The organism is Amycolatopsis melonis, assembly GCF_040064235.1.
Lineage (GTDB): Bacteria > Actinomycetota > Actinomycetes > Mycobacteriales > Pseudonocardiaceae > Amycolatopsis > Amycolatopsis melonis.
Map to the genome: position 1 here is coordinate 182504 of NZ_JBDZYD010000016.1, position 21518 is coordinate 204021.

The 21518-nt window shown below is 71.4% G+C and carries 19 protein-coding genes; 7 read left to right on the top strand and 12 right to left on the bottom strand.

Annotated elements, in window-relative coordinates; all coding sequences use genetic code 11:
- Positions 1-12 precede the first annotated feature (12 nt).
- Together ABJI51_RS37005 and ABJI51_RS37010 are read left to right on the top strand one after the other, a co-directional pair.
- Positions 13-411 (top strand): nuclear transport factor 2 family protein, encoded by a 399-nt coding sequence (locus ABJI51_RS37005; protein WP_348955775.1) that lies wholly within the window; start codon positions 13-15, stop codon positions 409-411.
- On the top strand, positions 408-983 hold the full coding sequence (locus ABJI51_RS37010) for a LuxR C-terminal-related transcriptional regulator (protein ID WP_348955777.1): 576 nt from the start codon (positions 408-410) through the stop codon (positions 981-983). Before ABJI51_RS37005 ends, ABJI51_RS37010 begins: the two co-directional genes overlap by 4 nt.
- Here ABJI51_RS37010 and ABJI51_RS37015 read toward each other — a convergent pair.
- Positions 980-2371, bottom strand: a complete 1392-nt coding sequence (locus ABJI51_RS37015; protein WP_348955779.1) for a class II 3-deoxy-7-phosphoheptulonate synthase — start codon at positions 2369-2371, stop codon at positions 980-982. The genes ABJI51_RS37010 and ABJI51_RS37015 overlap by 4 nt on opposite strands.
- 24 nt (positions 2372-2395) lie before the next feature.
- On the opposite strand from ABJI51_RS37015, the gene ABJI51_RS37020 reads away from it, so the two are divergent.
- Positions 2396-2992, top strand: coding sequence for a phosphatase PAP2 family protein (locus ABJI51_RS37020; protein WP_348955780.1), 597 nt, complete (start codon positions 2396-2398; stop codon positions 2990-2992).
- A 9-nt stretch (positions 2993-3001) separates the two neighbouring features.
- On the opposite strand, the gene ABJI51_RS37025 is transcribed toward ABJI51_RS37020, so the two are convergent.
- From ABJI51_RS37025 to gltB, 6 genes are all read right to left on the bottom strand, one after another.
- Entirely contained in the window at positions 3002-3325 is a 324-nt protein-coding gene (locus ABJI51_RS37025; protein ID WP_348955781.1) for a hypothetical protein, read from the bottom strand.
- 11 nt (positions 3326-3336) lie between these two features.
- Positions 3337-4752, bottom strand: a complete 1416-nt coding sequence (locus tag ABJI51_RS37030) for an alpha/beta hydrolase (RefSeq protein WP_348955783.1) — start codon at positions 4750-4752, stop codon at positions 3337-3339.
- A 237-nt stretch (positions 4753-4989) separates the two neighbouring features.
- Positions 4990-5877, bottom strand: a complete 888-nt coding sequence (locus ABJI51_RS37035) for a trypsin-like serine peptidase (RefSeq protein WP_348955784.1) — start codon at positions 5875-5877, stop codon at positions 4990-4992.
- Positions 5878-5987: 110 nt separating this feature from the next.
- Complete coding sequence (locus ABJI51_RS37040; protein ID WP_348955786.1) at positions 5988-7154, bottom strand: macrolide family glycosyltransferase; 1167 nt, start codon at positions 7152-7154, stop codon at positions 5988-5990.
- 92 nt (positions 7155-7246) lie between these two features.
- Positions 7247-8755, bottom strand: coding sequence for a glutamate synthase subunit beta (locus tag ABJI51_RS37045; protein ID WP_348955787.1), 1509 nt, complete (start codon positions 8753-8755; stop codon positions 7247-7249).
- Entirely contained in the window at positions 8748-13301 is a 4554-nt protein-coding gene (gltB, locus tag ABJI51_RS37050; protein ID WP_348955893.1) for a glutamate synthase large subunit, read from the bottom strand. Before gltB ends, ABJI51_RS37045 begins: the two co-directional genes overlap by 8 nt.
- A gap of 310 nt (positions 13302-13611) precedes the next feature.
- On the opposite strand from gltB, the gene ABJI51_RS37055 reads away from it, so the two are divergent.
- The 4 genes from ABJI51_RS37055 to ABJI51_RS37070 all read left to right on the top strand — a co-directional run bounded on the left by ABJI51_RS37055 (position 13612) and on the right by ABJI51_RS37070 (position 16626).
- Complete coding sequence (locus ABJI51_RS37055) at positions 13612-14397, top strand: SDR family oxidoreductase (protein ID WP_348955788.1); 786 nt, start codon at positions 13612-13614, stop codon at positions 14395-14397.
- A 139-nt stretch (positions 14398-14536) separates the two neighbouring features.
- A complete protein-coding gene (locus ABJI51_RS37060; protein WP_348955789.1) occupies positions 14537-14926 on the top strand; it encodes a type VII secretion target in 390 nt (129 codons plus the stop codon).
- 15 nt (positions 14927-14941) lie between these two features.
- Entirely contained in the window at positions 14942-15961 is a 1020-nt protein-coding gene (locus ABJI51_RS37065) for a hypothetical protein (protein WP_348955790.1), read from the top strand.
- Between the two features lie 11 nt (positions 15962-15972).
- Positions 15973-16626 (top strand): hypothetical protein, encoded by a 654-nt coding sequence (locus ABJI51_RS37070; protein WP_348955792.1) that lies wholly within the window; start codon positions 15973-15975, stop codon positions 16624-16626.
- 75 nt (positions 16627-16701) lie between these two features.
- On the opposite strand, the gene lgt is transcribed toward ABJI51_RS37070, so the two are convergent.
- The 5 genes from lgt to ABJI51_RS37095 all read right to left on the bottom strand — a co-directional run bounded on the left by lgt (position 16702) and on the right by ABJI51_RS37095 (position 21483).
- On the bottom strand, positions 16702-17673 hold the full coding sequence (gene lgt / locus ABJI51_RS37075) for a prolipoprotein diacylglyceryl transferase (protein WP_348955793.1): 972 nt from the start codon (positions 17671-17673) through the stop codon (positions 16702-16704).
- Positions 17674-17691: 18 nt separating this feature from the next.
- Positions 17692-18864, bottom strand: coding sequence for a M20 metallopeptidase family protein (locus ABJI51_RS37080; protein ID WP_348955795.1), 1173 nt, complete (start codon positions 18862-18864; stop codon positions 17692-17694).
- Positions 18861-19985, bottom strand: coding sequence for an amidohydrolase family protein (locus ABJI51_RS37085; protein WP_348955797.1), 1125 nt, complete (start codon positions 19983-19985; stop codon positions 18861-18863). The genes ABJI51_RS37080 and ABJI51_RS37085 overlap by 4 nt, the downstream gene beginning before the upstream one ends.
- Before the next feature lie 76 nt (positions 19986-20061).
- Positions 20062-20625, bottom strand: a complete 564-nt coding sequence (cyaB, locus tag ABJI51_RS37090; RefSeq protein WP_348955799.1) for a class IV adenylate cyclase — start codon at positions 20623-20625, stop codon at positions 20062-20064.
- Positions 20626-20637: 12 nt separating this feature from the next.
- Positions 20638-21483, bottom strand: coding sequence for a helix-turn-helix domain-containing protein (locus ABJI51_RS37095; RefSeq protein ID WP_348955800.1), 846 nt, complete (start codon positions 21481-21483; stop codon positions 20638-20640).
- Positions 21484-21518 lie beyond the last annotated feature (35 nt).

Sequence of the window (21518 nt, forward strand, 5' to 3'; positions counted from 1 at the left end):
GAGGGGGAGATCATGACACCGGAAGAGATGGACAAGGTCCTCGGCGCGCACTTCGCGGCCGAGGCGGCGCACGACCTCGACGCGATCCTCGCGACGCTCACCGACGACGCCGAGCACGACGCGGTCGGGTTCCCCGTCGAGAAGCTGCGGGACGCCGAGGCGATCCGCGACCGCTACCGGCAGCTGTTCACGGCGATGGTGGACGAGCGGATCGAGCCGGTTTCCCGGCTGTACGGGGACGGCTTCCTCGTCGACGAGGCCCGGGTCACCTGCCGGACCGGCGAGGGGTTCCCCGGCGCGCCCGCCGGGCAGTGGGTGACGTTCCGGCTGCTGCACGTCTGCGAGTTCCGCGACGGCCGGATCAGCCGCGAGAACGTCTGGCAGGGCCCGCCAATCCCGGTCGGCGGGTGACGACCGTCGTCCTGGCCGGTGCGCGCCCGCTCGCGGTGCGGGCGGGGCTCACCGGCGTGACGGTGGCCGCCGCGGTGGAGACGGGCGCGGCCGAGGCCGTCCGGCGGCACCGGCCGGACGTCCTGGTGCTCGACCTGGCGCTGGGCGCGGACGTGGCCGCGCAGGCCGAAGCGCCCGTGCTGGCCCTCACCGCGCCGGCCGACGACACGACCATCGCCGCCGCCCTGCGCGCCGGGGTCCGCGGCTGCCTGCCCGCGCACGCCGGACCGGCGGACGTCGTGCGCGCGATCCGCAACGTCGCGGCCGGCGCGGCCGTGTTCGGCGACGGCATCGCCGAACGCGTCGCCGCCCTGCTGCTCGCCCCCGCCCCGCTGCCGGAACTCAGCCCGCGGGAACGGGAGATCCTGGCGCTGGCCGCCGGCGGCGTCGCCGACACGGCGATCGCGCGCCGCCTCGGGATCGCGCCCAAGACGGTACGCAACCGGGTGTCGGTGATCAGCGTGAAACTGGGCGCCAGGGGACGCGCGGAAGCCATCACCCTGGCCCGGACGGCCGGGCTGGCCCGCGCCTAGCCGCGCAGCATCTCCGCGACCAGGAACGCCAGCTCCAGCGACTGCTGCGTGTTCAGGCGCGGGTCGCACGCCGTCTCGTAGCGGCCCGACAGGTCGATGTCCGAGATCTCCTGGGCGCCGCCCAGGCACTCCGTGACGTCCTCGCCCGTCAGCTCCACGTGGATGCCGCCCGGGTAGGTGCCCAGCTTGTTGTGCACCTCGAAGAAGCCCTGGACCTCGTCGACGATCCGGTCGAAGTGGCGGGTCTTGTACCCGGTGGACGACTCGTGGGTGTTGCCGTGCATCGGGTCGCACTGCCAGATGACCTTGTGCCCGGACGCCTCGACCTTCTCCACGATCGCCGGGAGCACCTCGCGGACCTTGCCGTTGCCCATCCGGGAGATGAGCGTCAGGCGGCCCGGCTCGAAGCGCGGGTCGAGCCGCTCGACGTACTCCAGGGCCTGCTCGGGCGTGGTCGTCGGGCCGATCTTCAACCCGATCGGGTTGGCCAGCAGCTCGGCGAACGCGATGTGCGCGCCGTCCAGCTGGCGGGTCCGCTCGCCGATCCAGAGGAAGTGCGACGACAGGTTGTACAGCTTCGGGTTCTTCGCGTCGGCCTGGTCCAGGCGCAGCAGCGCGCGCTCGTAGTCCAGCAGCAGGGCCTCGTGGCTGGCGAAGATCTCGGTCGAGTGCAGCGACGTGTCGGTGACGCCGCAGGCGTTCATGAACCGCAGGCCGCGGTCGATCTCGCCGGCCAGCTGCTCGTAGCGCTCTCCCGCCGGCGACGACGAGACGAAGTCCTTGTTCCAGTCGTGCACCTGGTGCAGGTCGGCCATGCCGGCGCCGGTGAGGGCGCGGACCAGGTTCATCGCCGCGCCCGCGTTCGCGTACGCGCGGATCATCCGGCCGGGGTCCGGGACGCGCAGCTCGGGCTTGGCGACCAGCGAGTTGATAATGTCGCCGCGGTAGACCGGCAGACCCAGCGCGTCGGTCGCGGCCGAGCGCGGCTTCGCGTACTGGCCGGCGATGCGGCCGACCTTGACCACCGGCAGGCTCGCGCCGTAGGTCAGCACGACCGCCATCTGCAGCAGCGTGCGCAGGTTGGCGCGGATGTGCGGCTCGGTGTTGGACTCGAACGTCTCCGCGCAGTCGCCGCCCTGCAGGAGGAAGGCCTCGCCGCGGGCGACCATCGCCAGCCGGTCCTTGAGCCGGTCGATCTCGGCGGGGACGGTGATCGGCGGCACGCTCTCCAGCACGCCGCGGACCCGGCGCGTGGCCTCCGGATCGGGCCACTCCGGCTGCTGCGCGGCCGGGAGCGCCAGTGCCTTGTCGAGCCGCGCCCGCAGTTCGGGCGGGAGCGGCGGCAGCTCGGGCAGTGTGTCGACGGGGACGTCCACAGTCCAGTTCACGCAGACCAGGATAAGGTTCGCGCCGTGCTGCGCTTCGCCCGGTTAGCCACCGAAATCCTGGCGCCCTGGGTGTGGGTGCTCACGCTGCCCCTCGCCGTGGCCTGGTCCGCCACCGGCCATCGGCCGATTCCGGCGCTGAGCTGGGGCCTGCTGATCTCGGTCACCGGCTCGCTGCTGCCGATGGCGCTGATCGTCCGCGGGGCGAAACGGGGCAGGTGGGACGGCCATCACGTGACGGACCGGGCCGGGCGCCGGGTCCCGCTGCTGTTCGCCGGGCTGTCGCTCGGCGTGGGGTTCGCCGTGCTGCTCGTGGGCGGCGCACCCCCGGCGCTGATCGCCCTCGCCGCGTCGATGCTGGCAAGCCTGGTGGTCGCCGTCGCGATCACGTTCGGCGCGAAGTTCAAGATCTCCCTCCACGCCGCGGTGGCGTCGGCCGCCGTCGTGGTGCTGACGCTGACGTACGGCCCATGGCTGCTGCTGCTCGCCGTGCTGGTCGCCTGGGTGGCGTGGTCGCGGGTCGCGCTGCGCGACCACACCACCCCCGAAGTGCTGGCCGGGCTGCTGATGGGAGTCGTCGTGGGCGGGGGCGGCTACTGGGCGCTGCTCACCGCCCTGACCTGACCCCGGTGCTCAGCAGGGCCGCGCCGAGGCCACCGTCACCTGGACGTTGGCCTGCGAAAACGCCGGGACCCGCAGCACTTCCCAGACGTAGTTCGGCTGGGAGTACAAGCACCAGGCGAACTGGCTGCCGTTGCTTTCGCGGTAGACCGGCAGCGGCGGGGTGATCGACGGCGTCGGCCCCGCCGTGCACATCGTGCGCCCGTCCAGCCCGTAGAGCCAGATCGCCTCCGTGATGCAGACCGGGCCCGCGGGTGCCGGCTGCGCGGACGCCGCCGGTGCGGCGAACAGGATCGCCGCCAGCGCGGACACGGCGAAGAACACCATTCTTTTCATGATTCTTCCCCTCATTTCCCCATCGATACCTCTCCACGCCCAGAATGGCAGGCACCGTCCGCCGCGGGGAAGACTCCGTCACGCAGATAGCCCAGCACTGCTTCGTTTCCGCAAGCGTTTTCCCGGGTGAAAACGCCGTGCCCGCCGTCGTCGACGGTGATCATCCGCGCGCGGGCCCCGAAGGCCGCCCGCGTTTCCCGTGCCCCCGAAAGCGGGGTCGCCGGATCGCGGAGGTTCTGCACCAGCAGGACGTTCGCCGGGCCGGGACCGCCCACCCGCACGGGCGGTTCCGCGCGCTCGACGGGCCAGAACGCGCACGGGTTCACGTTCGCCGCGGCCGGGCCGAACATCGGGTGCCGCGCCCGTTCCCGTTCGACCGCAACCTGGTAGTAGCCGAGCTGCCCGGGCCAGTCGTTGTCGTTGCAGAGCACCTGCAGCTGGAGCGCGGCGTGGTTGTCGCCGTCGAGCGGCCCGGCCGCGGCGCGTGCGGTGCCCGCCCATTCCCGGGCCACCGCGGGGAAGAACGCGTCGTCGTAGAGCCCGTTCCACGTGTCGGACCGGAATTCCGGGCCGCGGACGGCGGCGAGTTCGAAGAACTTCGCCGTCACCGCCGCCGGGGTCCGCCCCAGGTGGTAGACGTCGTCACGCTGCGCCGCCCACGCGGCGAAGTCGGGGAACCGGTCGTCGAAGCCTTCGGCGAACCGCTGGTTGGCGCGGACGTCGAGGCCGTGCGGCCCGAGGACGCTGTCGAGCACGATCCGGTCACCCTGCGCCGGGAAGATTGAGGCGTACGCGGCGCCGAGGTAACTGCCGTAAGAGACGCCGTAGTAGGAGATCTTCCGCTCCCCCAGTGCTTCCCGGATCCGGTCGAGGTCCCGCGCGGTGTTCGCGGTCGTCATGTGCGGCAGCAGGTCCTTTGTGGACGCCGAACCACACTTTTGCGCCACAGCACGCGCTTTGGCAGCCGTGGCGACGACGTCCCGCGGCCCGTCCGCGTACGGGCCGAGCACGGCGCCGCGTTCCTCCGCCGTCGTCATCCCGCAGCTGACCGGGGTGCTGTAGCCGGTGCCGCGCGGGTCGAACCCGATGACGTCGTAGGCGTCCGGCAGGCCGGAGCCGCCCATCCGCTGCAGCAGCTGGGCGGGCATGGCGAGCCCGGGACTTCCCGGCCCGCCGGGGTTCATCAGCAGCACCCCGCGGCGCTTGCCCGGGGTCCCGGCGTGCCGGGACAGCGTGAGTTCGATGGTGCGGTCCGGATGTGCGTAGTCGAGCGGAACGCGCAGGGTCGCACACTCGAGCCCGGCCGTCGGCGACGGCGACATGCCGTAGTCCGGGCACGGCGTCGACCACTTCAGCGCCGGAGACGCGTCGGCTTCGGGCGCGGCGAGCAGGGGCAGGAAAGCCAGTGCCACCAGGAGTTTTCTCATGGGCCCAGCCTGGCCGGGCCGGGCCGCGCGGACGTCAGCCCAGGGGCCGGAACCGTGGCTCCGCCCCTGGGCTGAGGCCGGGTCAGGCTGTGCGCGCAGGGTGACCGGACGTCATGAACGAGTCGTTCACCTCGTCCGACGACAGGAAAGAGTCGTTCCTGTCGTGGGGTGGAGGCTCGCCGGGTCCGGTCTACCGAAGGTGCCACGGCACAGCGTGACTTTGCCGGGACCCTGACCTCACGCGGCCTGCGCGCGGTTGTACAGGTTCTGCGCGTCGGTGCCGAAGTACGGCCCGAACATGTAGCCCGGCAGGAAGTTGTAGCCGAAGCTGTTCACCGAGGCCTGCACGCCGGTGCCGGTCGCCTCGTTGAACGACAGGAACCACGGGCCGCCGCTGGAGCCGCCGGTCATGTTGCACTGCATGCCGTGGTCCTTGGTCAGCAGGAAGTCGGTGAACGTGCTGCCGCTGCAGTAGATCAGCTTCGTGCCGTCGTAGGGCGAGGCGGCCGGGTAGCCGAAGGTGTACATGCTCTGGTTCTTCGGCTGGTTGAACGCGATGCCCTGCGCGCCGACGACGTCGGTGAGCCGCTGCCCGTTGAGCGGGTTCACCACCGCCATGCCGACGTCGTAGTTGATGTCCTCACTGGCTTCCCACTGCGGCGTGGTGAGCGTGGTCTTCGCCGCCCACTGGCCGTAGGGCGCGTTGCCGTTGTTGTAGCCGGGCACGAACACCCACTGCGTGTGCCAGCTGCCCTGGTACTTCACGCAGTGCCCGGCGGTGACGACGACACTGCCGTTGGTGCTGGTGACGGCGTCCCCGGAGCAGGAGGCCTTCTGGCCGTTGAAGAGGAAGAACACCCGGCCCGCGGTCTGGGTGACCTTGCCGCCGCCGGTCCAGGCACCCCCGCCGTTCGGGATGCTCCGGATGACCGCGCTCTGCCCGCGCGCGACGTCCTTCGGCGTGAACGCGGGGGATTTCACCAGGGTGTCCATCGGGATGGCCGCCCGCATCGCATCGGGCGTCCAGAACGGTTTCGGCGCGGCCTGGGCGGGCATCCCGACCAGGGCGAACGCGAGGGAAAGGACGGCGGTGACGACCGCGGCCCGGAGTTTCGTGTGCTTCAAGACGCCCACCTTCCCGGAAGTGAACCGTCGCAAAGGCGACACAGCTACTCGAAAGTAATTGCCCGGCAACAGAGCGCACACCGCCATCCGGCCGTAGCCGCGGCGGCCGTTCAGAGCAGTTCTTCGACGGCGTCCGCGCCCGCGGGCGGGCCGCCGGCGGCCCGCAGGTACCCGGCCATCCGGTCGAGGGCGGCGCGGATCGCCGGGTCGGCGGCCACCTCGTCCACCGTCCGGCGCAGCACGGCGGGCTCGGCGGTGCGCAGCACCCGGCCGAGGCCCAGTTCCTCGACGCGGCGGCCGTTGGCCTCCTGCTCCGGCGTCTGCGGGTACGACACCAGCGGCACCCGGCACAGCAGCGACTCCATCGTGGAGTTCATGCCCGTGTGCGACAGGAACACCGCCGCGTGCGCCAGCACGGCGGGCTGCGGGAACGACGGCCGGACGTCGAAGTTCGCCGGGAGCGGGCCGAGCGACGCGGGGTCGACGCGGTCGCCGACCGCCATCAGCACGCGGCGGCCGGTGCCGGCGAACGCCGTCACGCACGCGGCGAAGAAGCCGGGCCGGTCGTTGACGACCGTGCCCAGCGACACGAACAGCACCGGTTCCGGCGGCGGTGTCCAGTCCGCGGTGCCCGCCCGGGAGCCGAACGCCGGGCCGATGAACCGGTAGTCGTCGCCGAAGGTGTCGCCGGCAATCTGGAACTCGCGGGGCAGGAAGACGAGCTTGCGGTCCGCCTGCCGCCCCACCGACGTCAGGATTCCGGCCGGGACACCGGTTTCCGCGGCGAACCGGGCCTGTTCGGCGGCGTAGGCGGCCATCCGCGGGTGAGCGGGGTCGAACCCGGCCGGGGCGAGCAGCGTCGCGGGGTCGAAGACGTCGTTGCCCGCGAAGGTCGGCACGGTCGCCACCGACGGCCGGTCCAGCAGGCAGGCCAGCACGGGCCCGAACGGCGTCAGCGCGTCGTGGCACACGACGTCGGGGCGGTCGGCGCCGAAGACCGCGGTCAGCTGCGGCACCACGGCCCGCGTCACCTCGAGCGCGCCGGAGAGCGTCTCGGCGACGTCCTCGGTGGTCCGGCTGGGCGCGGCGGCGACCTTCGCCCACGGCGCGTCCGGGACGACGGGGTCCGCGCCCGCCGCGGCGACCGCGTCCCGCATGGCGGGCCCGGTCGCGTAGGTGACCCGGTGGCCGCGCCGGACCAGCTCCTCGACCAGCGGCAGCGTCGGGTACACGTGCCCCGCCGACGGAACGGCGAGCACCGCGATGTGTGCGCCCATGTGCCCCCTTTCCCGCTTCAACCTACGGGAAAGCCGTGAATGGCACATTGACGGACGCCGAGTCCCTCAATGTGCCATTCACGGACCTCGGGCTAGACGACGGCGAGCGGGAGTGCCGTCGGGTGGACCGGGGCCGGGAGGTCCGAGGCGCCGGTGAGATAGGCGTCGACCGCGTGGGCCACCGAACGGCCTTCCGCGATCGCCCACACCACCAGGGACGCGCCGCGGTGGGCGTCACCGCAGACGAACACGCCCGGCGTCTCGGTCTGCCAGTCCGCGCCGCACGACAGCGTGCCGCGGCGGGTCAGGGACAGGCCGAGGCCGTCCAGCAGCGGCATCTCCTCGACGCCCTCGAAGCCGATCGCCAGCAGCACCAGGTCCGCGGGCAGCGTCTCGACCTCGTCGCTGACCGGGATCACCTCGCGGCGGCCGGTCTCCGGGTCCTTCTGGACGCGGACCTGCTGCAGTTCGACCGCGCGGACGTGACCGTTCTCGTCGCCGACGAACCGCTTGACCGCGACCGCGAACTTCCGCTCGCCCGCCTCCTCGTGCGCTGGGTAGGTGCGGAGGATGTACGGCCAGGTCGGCCACGGCGAGCGCGCGTCGTCCCGGGTGGACGGTGGCATCGGGTACTGGTCGAGCTGCGTCACCGACAGCGCGCCCTGGCGGGTCGCGGTGCCGTAGGAGTCGGCGCCGGTGTCGCCGCCGCCGATGATCACCACGTGCTTCCCGCGCGCGTCGATCCGCGGCGGGCCGTCGCCCTCGACGAACTTGTTGGCAGGCACCAGGTGTTCCATGGCCAGGTGGATGCCGGCCAGCTCGCGGCCCGGCGTCGTCGTGTCGTCGCGGCCGCGCAGCGCGCCGACCGCGAGCACGACGGCGTCGTACTGCGCCCGCAGCTCCTCCACCGAGAGGTCGACGCCGACCTCGCAGCCGGTGACGAACCGGGTGCCCTCCTTGCGCAGCTGGGCCAGGCGCCGGTCGAGGACCTTCTTCTCCATCTTGAACTCGGGGATGCCGTAGCGCAGCAGCCCGCCGAGCCGGTCGTCGCGCTCGTACACGGTGACCTCGTGGCCGGCGCGGGTCAGCTGCTGGGCGGCGGCCAGCCCGGCAGGCCCGGAGCCGACGATCGCGACCCGCTGCCCACTGGACACTTCGGACACCTGCGGCTGGACGTAGCCCGCTTCCCAGGACTGGTCGGCGATCGTGGCCTCGACGCGCTTGATCGCCACCGGCCCGCCGGACAGCGGCGAGATCGACAGCACGCAGCCTGCCTCGCACGGCGCCGGGCACAGCTTCCCGGTGAACTCCGGGAAGTTGTTGGTGGCGTGCAGCCGGTCGCTCGCCGCGGCCCAGTCGCCGCGACGGACCAGGTCGTTCCACTCGGGGATGAGGTTGCCCAGCGGGCAGCCCGAGCTGCCGGAGTGGCAGAACGGGATGCCGCAGTCCATGCAGCGCGACGCCTGCTTGCGCACCTTTTCGTTGCGCTCGCCCGGGTCGACGTCCGCGTAGACCTCGCCCCAGGTGGCGAGACGCTCCTCTTTGGACTTCTTCTTCGGCTCTTCGCGTTCGTACTTCAGGAAACCGGTCGGGTCAGCCACGAGCGGCCTCCATGATCGCCTCGTCGACATCGCGGCCGGCAGCACGCGCTGCCTTCGCCGCGTCCAGGACCCGCTGGTAGTCGCGCGGCATCACCTTCGTGAACGCCGCCGACCGGCGCGGCCAGTCGCCGAGCAGCGACGCCGCCACCGCGGAGCGGGTGAGATCGTAGTGCTGTTGCACGGTTTTCTTCAGCCACGCCAGGTCGTCGGCGGTCGGCCGCTGCAGGTCCACCATGTCCTGGTTGACCTTCTTCGCGTCGACGTCGAGGACGAAGGCGATGCCGCCGGACATGCCTGCCGCCAGGTTCCGCCCGGTCGGGCCGAGCACCACCGCGCGACCACCGGTCATGTACTCGAAGGCGTGGTCGCCGACGCCTTCGGCGACGACCGTGGCGCCGGAGTTGCGGACGCAGAAGCGCTCGCCGACCTGGCCACGCAGGAAGATCTCGCCGCCGGTGGCGCCGTAGGCGATGGTGTTGCCCGCGATCGTCTGCGCCTCGGCGGCGAACGGCGCCTCCGGGTCGGGGCGGACGACGATCCGCCCGCCGGACAGGCCCTTGCCGACGTAGTCGTTGGCGTCGCCGACCATGTCGAGGGTGATGCCGCGCGGCAGGAACGCGCCGAGCGACTGGCCCGCCGACCCGGTGAGCGTGACGTGGATGGTGCCCTCGGGCAGGCCGTCCCCGCCGTAGCGGCGGGTGATCTCCGAACCGAGCAGCGTGCCGACGGTCCGGTTGACGTTGCGCACCGGCAGCTCGATGTTGACCTGGTGCGCGTCCTCCAGTGCCGCCTCGGCGAGCTGGATGAGCGTGCGGTCCAGGGCGTGCTCGAGGCCGTGGTCCTGACCACGGGTGCGCCGCTTCGCGCCGCCGTACGGGGTCTCCTGCGGCATCTCGAAGATCGGCTTGAGGTCCAGCCCGGCCGCCTTCCAGTGCTCGACGGCCTCGTCGGTGTCCAGCAGCTCGGCGTGGCCGATGGCCTCGTCGAGCGTCCGGAAGCCCAGTGCCGCCAGCGTTTCCCGGACTTCTTCGGCGACGAACCGGAAGAAGTTGACGACGTGCTCGACCTGGCCGGTGTAGCGCTTGCGCAGGTCGGGGCTCTGCGTGGCGACCCCGACCGGGCAGGTGTCGAGGTGGCAGACCCGCATCATGATGCAGCCCGCGACGACGAGCGGCGCGGTCGCGAAGCCGTACTCCTCGGCGCCGAGCAGCGCCGCGATGACGACGTCGCGCCCGGTCTTCATGGCGCCGTCCACCTGCACGGTGATCCGGTCGCGCAGGCCGTTGAGCAGCAGCGTCTGCTGGGTCTCGGCGAGGCCGATCTCCCACGGCGTGCCCGCGTGCTTGAGCGAGTTCATCGGGGACGCGCCGGTGCCGCCGTCGTGCCCGGAGATGAGCACGACGTCCGCGTGCGCCTTGGACACGCCCGCCGCGACCGTGCCGACGCCCAGCGAGGACACCAGCTTCACGTGGATGCGGGCGCGCTCGTTGGCGTTCTTGAGGTCGTGGATCAGCTGGGCCAGGTCCTCGATGGAGTAGATGTCGTGGTGCGGCGGCGGCGAAATGAGGCCGACGCCCGGCGTCGAGTGCCGGGTCCGCGCGATCCACGGGTACACCTTGTTCGGCGGCAGCTGGCCGCCCTCGCCCGGCTTCGCGCCCTGCGCCATCTTGATCTGGATGTCGTCGGCGTTGACCAGGTATTCGCTGGTGACACCGAACCGGCCCGAAGCGACCTGCTTGATCGCGCTGCGGCGCTCGGGGTCGTAGAGCCGCTCGGGGTCCTCGCCGCCCTCGCCGGTGTTGGACCGCCCGCCGATGCGGTTCATCGCGATGGCGAGGGTTTCGTGTGCCTCGGCCGAAATCGAGCCGTAGGACATCGCGCCGGTGTTGAAGCGCTTGAAGATCGCTTCCACGGGCTCGACCTCGTCCAGCGGCACCGGCTCGCGGACGCCTTCCCGGAACGAGAACAGCCCGCGCAGCGTGCCGCCCTCGCGGTAGAGGCGGTGCACCTCGTCGGTGTACTTGCGATAGACCTCGTCGCGGCCGGTCTTGGACGCGTGCTGCAGCAGGAACACCGTTTCCGGCGTGAACAGGTGCAGCTCGCCCTCGCGGCGGTAGGCGTACTCGCCGCCGGTCTCGAGTCCACGGTGGACGCGGTCGGTCGGGTTGTCCGGGTACGCGCGGCGATGCCGCGTCGCGACCTCTTCGGCCAGCACCTCCAGGCCGACGCCGCCGAGCTTCGACGACGTCCCGGTGAAGTACTCGTCGAGCAGGTCCTGGCTCAGGCCGAGGGACTCGAAGGCCTGGGCGGCGGTGTACGCGCCGACCGTCGAGATGCCCATCTTGGACATGATCTTCAGGACGCCCTTGACGAGCGCGTGGACGTAGTTGCGGACCGCCTTGGCGGGCTCGATCCCGGTGACCGCGCCCTGGGAGATCATGTCCTCGATGGTCTCGAAGGCCAGGTAGGGGTTGACCGCGGCGGCGCCGTAGCCGAGCAGCAGCGCGATGTGGTGCACCTCGCGGGCGTCGCCGGACTCGACGACGAGCGCGACGCGCAGGCGTTCCTTGGTGCGGACCAGGTGGTGGTGCACCGCCGACACCAGCAGCAGCGACGGGATCGGCGCCATCCGGTGGTCGGAGTCGCGGTCGGACAGCACGAGCGTGCGCGCGCCCGCCGCGATCGCCTCGGACGCCTCACGCCGGACGCGCTCGATCGCCGCGGCAAGAGCCGCCGCCCCACCGTCCACTTCGTACAGTCCGGAAAGGACACTGCACGCGAAGCCGGGGAGGTCGCCGTCGTCGTTGATGTGGATGAGCTTGGCCAGCTCGTCGTTGTCGATGACCGGGTACGGCAGCTTGAGGTGACGGCACGACGCGGGACCGGGGGCCAGGAGGTTGCGCTCCGGGCCCATGATGCGCGCCATGCAGGTGACCAGCTCTTCGCGGATCGCGTCCAGCGGCGGGTTGGTCACCTGCGCGAAGTTCTGCTTGAAGTAGTCGTAGAGCAGCCGGGACCGCTTCGACAGCACCGCGGGCGGGGTGTCCGACCCCATCGAGCCGATCGGCTCGCTGCCCTTCTCGGCCATCGGCGCGAGCAGGATCTTCAGCTCTTCTTCGGTGTAGCCGAAGGAAAGCTGGCGGCGCAGCACGGAGTCGTGGCTCTGCACGACGTGGTCGCGGTCGGGCAGCTCGGCGATCTTGAGCAGCCCGGCGTGCAGCCAGGAGTCGTACGGAAGCTCGCTCGCCAGCGCGGACTTGACCTCTTCGTCGTCGACGATCCGGCCGGCCTCGGTGTCGACCAGGAACATCTTGCCGGGCTGGAGCCGTCCCTTGGCGACGACGTCCTTCGGCGAGACGTCCAGCACGCCCGCCTCGCTGGCCAGCACGACCCGGTCGTCGGCCGTGCGCCACCAGCGCGCCGGGCGCAGGCCGTTGCGGTCCAGGACCGCGCCGACCAGGCTGCCGTCGGTGAAGGTGACGCACGCGGGGCCGTCCCACGGCTCCATCAGGCTGGCGTGGAACTGGTAGAACGCGCGGCGCTGCGGGTCCATGGTGGCGTGGTTCTCCCACGCCTCGGGGATCATCATCAGCACCGCGTGCGGCAGCGACCGGCCGCCAAGGTGCAGCAGTTCCAGCACCTCGTCGAAGGACGCGGAGTCCGACGCGTCCGGCGAGCAGATCGGGAACAGCCGGGACAGGTCGCCGGGGATGAGGTCGGACTCCAGCAGCGCCTCGCGGGCCCGCATGCGGTTGCGGTTGCCGCGGATGGTGTTGATCTCGCCGTTGTGGGCCACGAACCGGAACGGGTGCGCCAGCGGCCACGACGGGAAGGTGTTGGTGGAGAAGCGGGAGTGCACCAGGGCGATCGCGCTTTCCAGCCGCTCGTCGCGCAGGTCGGCGAAGAAGGCGGGCAGCTGCTCCGGCGTCACCATGCCCTTGTAGACGATCGTCCGCGAGGACAGCGACGGGAAGTACGTGCCGCAGCCGGCGTTGGCGCTTTCGTGCTCGACGCGCTTGCGCAGGCAGAAGGCGAGGCGGTCCAGCTCCAGGCCCGCTTTCCCGTCCGCGGCCACGAAGAGCATGGCGAAGTGCGGCATGACCGAGCGGGCGGTCGGGCCGATGTCGGCCCGGTCGGCGTCGACCGGGACCTCGCGCCAGCCGAGGACCTCCAGTCCTTCTTCGACGGCAATGCGCTCGGCCAGCTCGACGGCCTTGCGACGCTGCTCGGCCTCCTGCGGCAGGAACGCGATGCCGGCGGCGTAGGTGTGGTGGCCCTGCTCGTCGGGTTGGGGCAGCGCGAAGCCGGCTTCGGCCCGCAGCAGCGCGTCGGGCAGCTGCAGGAGGATGCCCGCGCCGTCGCCACTGGTGGGCTCGGCACCCGCGGCGCCGCGGTGGTCGAGGTTGGTCAGCGCGGCCAGGCCGTCGGTGACGATGCCGTGGGAACGGCGCCCGCGGATGTCGGCCACCATGGCCACACCGCAGGAGTCCTGCTCGGTCTCCGGGTCGTACAGACCCTGCTTGCCGGGCATGGCGGAGAAGATCAACGGGACCTCCTTCGTCGTCTTGTCGTGCGGGGCCGGGCTACCGGCCGGGGAGCGCACGGGACGACGATGGCCCGCTTGTTAGCGCGACTTTAACACCTGGGAAACACGCCGGCAGCAATTCAGCGCGCCCCGAACGGCGTCGGACGGTAACGATCTGGCTGCGCGGAACGACGTAGTTCCTGATGGGTTCCCGGTAGTTCGTTCCGCTAAGTATAGGGTCCGGAATCTCCCGTCAAGCTTAACGTGACGGGGTCGACGCCGCGCGACGGCGGTGTGTTCGCGCTCACTAGAACGTGTTACATTTTCCGGCATGATCCTCGACCGCTTCAAGCTCACCGGCCAGGTCGCGGTGGTCACCGGCGCCGGACGCGGGATCGGCGCGGCCACCGCCGTGGCCCTCGCCGAAGCGGGCGCCGACGTGGTCATCGCCTCGCGCACCGAGTCCCAGCTCGCCGAAGTCGCCGCCCGGGTGGCGGCCGCGGGCCGCCGGGCCCACGTCGTGCCCGCCGATCTGTCCTCCCCGGACGCGGCGGCCGCGCTGGCCTCGACCGCGGTCGCGGAGTTCGGGCGGCTCGACCTGGTGGTCAACAACGTCGGCGGCGCCTACCCACGTCCCCTGCTGGAGACGACCGCCGAGTTCCTGGAGGAGGCGTTCCGCTTCAACGTCTCGACGGCGCACGCGCTGACCGCGGCGGCCGCGCCGTCGCTGCTGGAGACGGGCGGCTCGGTGGTCAACATCTCGTCGGTGATGGGCCGGGTGAGCGGCCGCGGCTTCGCGGCGTACGGAACGGCGAAGGCGGCCCTGGCCCACTACACGCGCCTGGCGGCGGCGGACCTGGCCCCGCGGGTCCGGGTCAACGCGATCGCGGTCGGCTCGGTGGCGACGTCGGCACTGGAGATCGTGGTCGGCAACCCGGAGCTGCGCGAGAAGATGGAGTCGGCGACGCCGCTGCGCAAGATCGGCGAAGCGGAGGACATCGCGGCGACGGTGGTGTTCCTGGCCTCGCGCGCCGGCGCCTACGTGACCGGCAAGGTCCTCGAGGTGGACGGCGGCCTGCAGGCCCCGAACCTGGAGCTGGGCCTGCCGGACCTCTGACCCGCCCGTTCGTCCCCTTTTACCCGTTTTCGCAGGCCAGGCGGACCGGATTTCCCGAACCGCCCACGCGGTGTGCGCACCCGGTGGCATAGTGTTGCCCGTCCGAGTGGATCACCGGGGTGAAACGAGGGGGAGATCCGTGGCCGATTTCGAAGTCGATCCTGCCGCGTTGCGCGAGTACGCGCAGGTGGTGGACGGCCTGCACCAGGCCGTGAACAAGGTCGGCGAGTACATGCAGACGACAGCGTGCGACACGTCCGGCTTCACCGGCCTGTTCTACCTGCTGCGACCGGTCGTGGACCTGGTCGGCAAGCTGTACGGCGAGACGCTGCAGTTCGGGCACGACCGGCTGACGTCGCTGAGCCAGGGCATCCAGTCCGCGGCGAACGCGTACACGGCACACGACGAGCACGCGAAGAAGATGCTGGACGAGCTGCGCGCGATGCTGGAGTCCGCGGGCGGGCGGCCCGGCGAGCCGGGCGGGGTACCGGACGACTTCCCGACGATGCCGCACCCGGCCGGACGCTGACGAGGGGGACCCGACATGGCGAAGTCACCGCACCACGGCGGGACGTCGACGAAGGAAAAGCCGGAGAAGCAGCCGGAGAAGAAAAAGAAGGACAGTCCCGAGCCGAAGGAGCACGCGCCCGCGCCGGGCGCAGGCAACCAGACGTCCTACGGCTTCGACGACGGCAGCTCGATCACCGAGCCGCTGCAGCAGCCCGAAGACACCTCGGGCGAGGACATCCAGGACCTGCTCAAGGACGCCGGTGTCCAGGTGCTGGCCGTCGAGTGGGTGTACCAGAAGATCACCGGCACGACGCTGACCCAGCAGTTCATCGAGCCGCTCACCGGCGACTTCTCCAAGATGACCGCCAACGCGACGGCGTGGCGCAACATCAGCGAGACGATGAAGGCCTTCTCCACCGTGATGACGGAGAACGAGAAGGTGCTCGGCGAGCACTGGCACGGCCCGGCGGCGCTGGCGCACAAGGCGTACGTCGACCTCGGCTGGAAGGCCGGGCTCGCCGCCGAAGCGGGCATCGCCGAGCTGATCGCCAAGGGCTTCGACCTGCTCGCCGAGACCTCGAAGAAGCTCGCCGCGAAGGCACTGGACCTGCTCAAGCAGCTGATCGACAAGCTGCTGCGGATGGCCGCCGAGGCGTGCATCCCGGTCGCGGGCTGGGTGGCCGACGCCATCGAGGGGGTCGCGACGCTCATCCCGCTGATCGACGCCCTGATCGCGATCGTCGACATGATCAAGGACATCGTCGAGAAGGTCGGCGACCTGTGGAACTCGCTGAAGGACATCGGGTCGCAGCTGGCGAAGATCAAGGACGTCCAGAGCGTCGGCGACCTGGTCGGCATCGGCAAGAACATCGCCGGGGACGTCGGCGACATCCGGGACGACGCGAAGAGCATCTCCGGCAGCGTCGGGGACATCAAGGACCGCGCCAAGGAAGGCGTGCAGGAGGCCCGCGACGTCAGGACGAAGTACGCCGAAGACCGGGAGAAGCACAGCAAGCACCCGGCGAGCGGGCGCATCAGCGGAACGATCGACTAGGAGCCCCTGCCATGTCCCAGCCCAGCGACTCCTGGAAGACACCCGAGATCCGGGAGGCCGAGGCCGCGCTCGACCGCAGCGTCGGCAGGTCCCGGCAGCTGCTCAAGGAACTCGACAAGATCCCGCTGCCCCCGCCCGAGCCACTGGCGACACCCGAGCGGATCGCGGCGCTGAAGGCCGCCGCGTCGCGGCCGGACGCGCCGCCGCACCTGCGGCTGGTCAAGCGGAAGATCGACGCGGGCGAGCTGACCTGGGAGGACGTCGCCTCCGGGCGCGCGTTCGCCGACCCCGAGGTGCGCGCGCTCGCCCTGCCGCAGCTCGGCGAGGCGGCCGAGATGTACCAGGAACTGCGGGAGGGCGCGACGCCCGAGGAGGTCCTGGAAGCCCGCACCGGCGGCCGTCCCGCGGACCCGCTCGCCGACCAGGGCTGGACGTCCTACCCGGCCGCGCCCGAGCAGCCACCTGCCCCGCCTGCTCCGCCCACTCCGCCCGCTCCGCAGCCGCCCCCGGCGCCGCGTCACCGGGCGGAGCCGGAGTGGGAGGACGACGACTTCGCCGACCCCCTCGCCGAGGACGACACCCCACCCCCGCGCTCGTCGCCCTCGCACCGTCCCCGCCGCGACGGCGACGACGACGATTTCTTCGGCCACTCCCCGCTCGGCTGACCCCGGCCCGCAATGCGCTGAAGGCCACCATCAGGGCACCTGATGCCGTGATGGTGGCCTTCAGAGGCTTGCGGGTCAGCTTTCGTCGGGCTTCTTCGCCTCGTCGGGCGTGTCCTCGGCGGGCTTCTCGGCGGTGACCGTGGCGGGCTCCGGCTCCTGCGGTGCGGCCGTCGTGTCCTTGCTGCGCAGGGTTTCGGGTGCTTCGCGCGGCCCGCGCTTCGCGGCGAGCACGAAGTACGCCACCGCGCCGAGGAACAGCAGGATCGACGTCCAGACGTTCACCCGCAGGCCGAGGATGTGGTTGGCGGTGTCGGTCCGCATCATCTCGATCCAGCCGCGGCCGACCGTGTAGCCCGCCACGTACAGCGCGAACGCGCGCCCGTGCCCGAGCGTGAACTTGCGGTCCGCCCACACCACCAGCGCGGCGACCAGCAGGTTCCAGATCAGCTCGTACAGGAACGTCGGGTGGACCGGGCTCTCCGGCAGCGGGATGTGCCCCGTCGCGACGCCGTTGAGCAGGTTGTTCGGGTCGTCCGGGTTGAACCGCTGGTAGACCTCCAGGCCCCACGGCAGGTCCGTGTGCGCGCCGTACAGCTCCTGGTTGAAGTAGTTGCCGATGCGGCCGATCGCCTGGGCGACGACGATGCCGGGGGCGATCGCGTCCGCCATTGCCGGCAGCGGGATGCCCTTGCGGCGGCACGCGATGAGCGCGCCCACCGCGCCGAGGGCGATCGCGCCCCAGATGCCGAGGCCGCCGTCCCAGATCGCGAACGCGTTCCACGGGTTGCGGCCCTCGGTGAAGTACAGCTCGGGGTCGGTGATCACGTGGTACAGCCGGCCGCCGACCAGGCCGAACGGCACCGCGAACACCGCGACGTCGATCACCGTGCCCTTGGTGCCGCCGCGCGCGGCCCAGCGGCGCTCGCCCCACCAGATCGCCACGATGATGCCGGCGATGATGCACAGGGCGTACGCGCGGATCGGGATCGGCCCCAGGTGCCAGACCCCACGGTCGGGGCTGGGGATCGTCGCGAGGTAGGCGCTCATCACGCGGTCACCGTAGCGCTACCGGCCCGGATGCTCCAAGGCGGCCAGGTACCCCGCCACCAGCGCGTGCGCGACCTGGGTGACGGCCTCGTCCCGCGGCAGGAACCGCTCGTCGTGCAGGCTAGGCACGCCCGCGGTGTCGCCGAGGCCGACGAACAGCATCAGCCCGCGGGTCCCGTTGCCGCAGTAGTGGGCGAAGTCGTCGGCCCCGAACGACCGGAACGTCTCGTCCACCCCGAAGCCCGCGTGCCGCAGCCACCGCTGGGCACCCGCCGCCAGCGCCGCGTCGTTGTTCAGCACCGGCTCGCACGGGCTGATCTCCAGCTCGGCCGTGCAGCCGTGGGCCCGTGCCGTGCCGTGCACGATGTCCGCGAGCGCCTCCAGCGCGCGGTCGCGGTCCTTCTCGCGCATCAGGCGCAGCGAGCCGAACGCGCTCGCGCTGTTCGGGACGACGTTGGCCGCGGAGCCCGCCTGGATCCGGCCGATCGAGCAGACCGCGCCGAACACCGGGTCGATCCGCCGGGACGCGAGCTGCTGCAGGCTCACGACCAGCTGGGACAGCGCCAGGATGGGGTCGCGCAGCAGGTGCGGGTAGCCGGCGTGGCCGCCCTGGCCGTGCAGCGTCACCTCGAACTCGTCGGTGGAGGCGTTGACCGGGCCGGGTGCCGCCGACACCACGCCGTGGGCGATCCGCGGCTGGACGTGGGCGCCGATGACCGTGTCCACGCCGCAGTCGGCGAGCACACCGGACTCGACGACGTCCAGCGCGCCCGGCGGGGAGGTCTCCTCCCGCGGCTGCAGCAGCGCCAGGATCGGCCGCGGCACGCCGACGCGCACCGCCGCGCGGCCGACCGCGACCAGCGCGGCGAGGTGAACGTCGTGGCCGCAGGCGTGCATGAGGTTGTTCCCCGACGCCCACGGCACGCGGGTGCCTTCCAGCACCGGCAGGGCGTCCAGCTCGGCCCGCAGCGCCACGGCCGGGCCGCCGTCGGTCCCGGGCAGCTTGATCGCGCGGCCGGTCTTGGCGACCCGCACACCCTCGCCGGCACCGAGCGCCTCGGTCACCCGGCGCGCGGTGTCCTCTTCGTCCCCGGAGCCGCGCGGGTCGGCGTGCACGGCGTGCCGGAGCTCGACGGCGGCGGGCAGTTCCTCGGCGATGGCCAGGGTCCACCGGTCCCACAGGTCGTTCACACGTGCTCCCAGCGGTAGATCCTCTGCGCGTTCTCGTGTCCCACCAAAGCACACAGCCGGACGGCGTCCACTTCGGACATGGCGTCGGCGTCGAGCGCGGCGCGCACGAAGTCGGAAAGTCCCTGCCGGAACAGGGCGGTGCCCAGGTGGTACAGCTCGGCCAGCCCGAACGCGTCGGTGGAGAAGAGCACCTTCCCGAACGGCGCGATCTCCAGCAGCTCGGCCAGTACCGCCGGCGCCCGGAACCCGGCGTTGTGCGTGATGAGCCCGGCGTCGACGAACACGTGCTCGAAGACCTGCGCCAGATACGCGGCCTGGCGGTGGAAGGGGTAGTTGTGCAGCAGCAGGATCGGCACGCCCCGGTCGCGCGTGGCCCGCAGCAGGCCGGTGAGCAGCAGCGGGTCACAGCGGTGCAGGTCGACGTCGGAGTCGCCGTACCCGACGTGGAACTGCACGGGCAGGCCGAGGTCGAGCCCGGTGAAGACGAGATGCCGGTGCAGCACCTCGTCGGCAAGCCGTCCCCCACCGGAGGAAAGCCACCGCCCGGCGGCGGCTTCGACCTCGGCAGGCGACGGCCGCTCCCCCGCCAGCCCGAGGCCGACCCGGTAGGCGGCAATCGACTTGAGCCCGACGGCAGCCGCGGCCCGTTTCTCCAGCTCATCACCGAAGGCGGCGGCGAACCCGCGTGCGGTGGTCCCCCGGATGACGGCCTCGGCGACCTGTTCCAGCCGGACGACGTCGTGCGCGCGGGTGCCGGCCAGCCGCGCGAACTCCGCGGTGGTGGTCAGCGATTCGGGCAGGAAACCACCGTCCAGCAGGAAGTCGGTGGTCCCGGTGGCCCGCAGGAACCGCCGCGCAACCTCATCGGCCCCCAGCTCGGCCCGCCGGGCAAGGTAGTCCTCGACGGGGGCATGCCGGGGCAGACCGAGCACGGGAGCACAGCGTTCCCGACCGGCCAGCCCGATGAGCGAGTCGAAAAGGCTGGTCCCGAGCGGCGAGATGGTGTCGGCCTCGGTAAGCATCGCCTCGAAGTCCGCGCGGCCGACGTCACGGGTGACGACGCCGTGGCAGTGGTGGTCCACCAGCGGCAGCTCCGCGACGAACGGGAGCAGATCGGTCATGCGCCTCCGTCCGTTGTGCCGGGCCCCTCCCCCACCCTACGAGCGAAGCCCGCGGCGGACAGAACCAAGATCGCCGCTAACGCTCGCGCCCGCGTGCGACCATGTCGGTGTAGGACTCGTCGACCGCATCGTCTTCGGTGACGCCGAGGTCGTCGAGAACGGCACGGACCGACGCGAGCGCGGCCGTCAGGTCGTCCGGGTCGGCCATCGTTTCCACCTCGATGAACGTCCGGCCGTCCAGTTCTGGCACCGTCACGACGGTGGCGAGCATTTCGCGGCCGTCGGCGGTGAACCGGTAGTTGTCGCAGTGTTTCTCCAGCGAGATCAGCTCGACCAGGCCGAGGCCTTCGAAGATCGTGCCCATCACCTCCGGGTCGGCCACGGTGGTTTCGTGCTCCGGTTTGGACCGCGACGCCTCGTCCACCGGCGGTTCCTTGTAGGTGAGGACGACGCGCCGGTCTTCCCCGGTGGTGATCCTGCGAACCCGTAGCTCGTAGCCGTCGCGGTCCATCGAGTGATCCGGCCGGTCGTAATAGGTGTCCGCGTAGACGCTGTGCTCTGCCGCGGCCCGTTCGGCGAGCTTGGCCCGCACGCGCTCGGGCTCGCGGACAACGGCGGTCAGCTCGGCCTCGACGGACACGGAAGGCTCCTCTCAGACCACGCGACGCGCGGTGCGCCGCAGCTCGTCTGTGAACCTATGGAACCCACGGTGCAGTGCGCCATGCGGCGACCCGGTGAGCTTGTACATCGGCGACGTGTGGCCCTCGTGACTCTCCCCGAAAGCGGAGAGGAACAGGGTGGCGTCGAGCCCGATCAGCCGCCATGTGGGCAGCAGGTCGTAGACGTGGACCTCGATGTCCGCGCCTTCGGAGGCGAGATCACGAAGCCGCTCGATGGACAGCCGGATACCGGCGGTGAAGCTCCCGTGGGTCTCGCCGATCTCGCCGGCCCGCCGGTGTGCGGCCTCACCGTCGGGATCGAGCAGCAACACGCGGACGACGGTGGCTCGCCGCCGGATGCGCGAGCGCAGTAGTGAGTCGTTCATGCCGATGATCCCGAGGCCACGGACGGCGAGGATCTCGATCGCGGTGGCTTCGCACGCGCGTTGCTCGATCTCGGCGCGGGCGATGCTCTGTGACGGGAAGACCGCCAGGATTTCGGCCCGGCCGCCGGCACTCAGGTGGTCGAGACCGGCTGGATGCCGGGGCGCCAGGCCGAGCAGCATACGGGCGTCATCAGGCATCGCCAGGCCGTCGGCGATGCGTTCGAACAACTCCAGCGTGGTGACGGTGCGGCGGCCGCGCAGGATCTCCGACACCCGGCCCTGGAGAACGCCGACCGCAACGGCCATGCGGCTCTGGCTGGCACCGGTGTACTGCTGCACCGAGCGCAGCAGGGCTCCGACATCGCGAGTCTTGAGAGCCAAGCGGACGTCCGGCCGCTGCCACGCCCAGTCCGGAAGCGAGAGCGGGCCACTCTTGCCGGCCGGTGCATTCATCTCACGATGGTACATCTCATGGTGAGATACCCAGC

What these genes read in the sequence shown, in the direction of transcription:
- ABJI51_RS37005 (WP_348955775.1), top strand. Translation starts at nt 13, where the DNA reads ATGACACCGGAAGAGATGGACAAGGTCCTCGGCGCGCACTTCGCGGCC.
- ABJI51_RS37025 (WP_348955781.1), bottom strand. Translation starts at nt 3,325, where the DNA reads ATGAAAAGAATGGTGTTCTTCGCCGTGTCCGCGCTGGCGGCGATCCTG.
- ABJI51_RS37030 (WP_348955783.1), bottom strand. Translation starts at nt 4,752, where the DNA reads ATGAGAAAACTCCTGGTGGCACTGGCTTTCCTGCCCCTGCTCGCCGCG.
- ABJI51_RS37040 (WP_348955786.1), bottom strand. Translation starts at nt 7,154, where the DNA reads ATGGGCGCACACATCGCGGTGCTCGCCGTTCCGTCGGCGGGGCACGTG.
- ABJI51_RS37055 (WP_348955788.1), top strand. Translation starts at nt 13,612, where the DNA reads ATGATCCTCGACCGCTTCAAGCTCACCGGCCAGGTCGCGGTGGTCACC.
- ABJI51_RS37065 (WP_348955790.1), top strand. Translation starts at nt 14,942, where the DNA reads ATGGCGAAGTCACCGCACCACGGCGGGACGTCGACGAAGGAAAAGCCG.
- ABJI51_RS37070 (WP_348955792.1), top strand. Translation starts at nt 15,973, where the DNA reads ATGTCCCAGCCCAGCGACTCCTGGAAGACACCCGAGATCCGGGAGGCC.
- lgt (WP_348955793.1), bottom strand. Translation starts at nt 17,673, where the DNA reads ATGAGCGCCTACCTCGCGACGATCCCCAGCCCCGACCGTGGGGTCTGG.
- ABJI51_RS37085 (WP_348955797.1), bottom strand. Translation starts at nt 19,985, where the DNA reads ATGACCGATCTGCTCCCGTTCGTCGCGGAGCTGCCGCTGGTGGACCAC.
- ABJI51_RS37095 (WP_348955800.1), bottom strand. Translation starts at nt 21,483, where the DNA reads ATGAATGCACCGGCCGGCAAGAGTGGCCCGCTCTCGCTTCCGGACTGG.